1 pseudogene is annotated in these 322 nt (G+C 66.1%); it reads left to right on the forward strand.

Going from position 1 to position 322, the window contains the following annotated elements:
- Positions 1-177: pseudogene (locus E1182_RS30800) on the forward strand (IS5/IS1182 family transposase); the annotation flags it as partial.
- Positions 178-322: the final 145 nt, after the last annotated feature.

The raw sequence follows: 322 nt of genomic DNA on the forward strand, positions 1-322 counted from the left end.
GGATCCAAGGGCGGACGCCCGCCAGCCTTCGACCCGCACATCTACCAGCAACGTCACGCCGTCGAGTGCGGCATCAACCGACTCAAACGCAACCGGGCCGTGGCCACGCGCTTCGACAAGCTGGCCGCCCGGTACGAGGCCACGATCCACCTCGCGGCCATCAACGAGTGGCTGTGACCGACTTCGACACACGCCCTAGTAGTGCTTTGTTAGGTCGGTGTGGCGTGTCGCTTGTACGGGCGTCGTGGCGGTGTTTGGCTGCGGTGCGTGGATGAGCGGGATCTGGTTCGGGTGCGAGCGGGGTTGGAGGACTTCGCGGCGG

Source organism: Micromonospora sp. KC721 (genome assembly GCF_004348355.1).
Lineage (GTDB): Bacteria > Actinomycetota > Actinomycetes > Mycobacteriales > Micromonosporaceae > Micromonospora.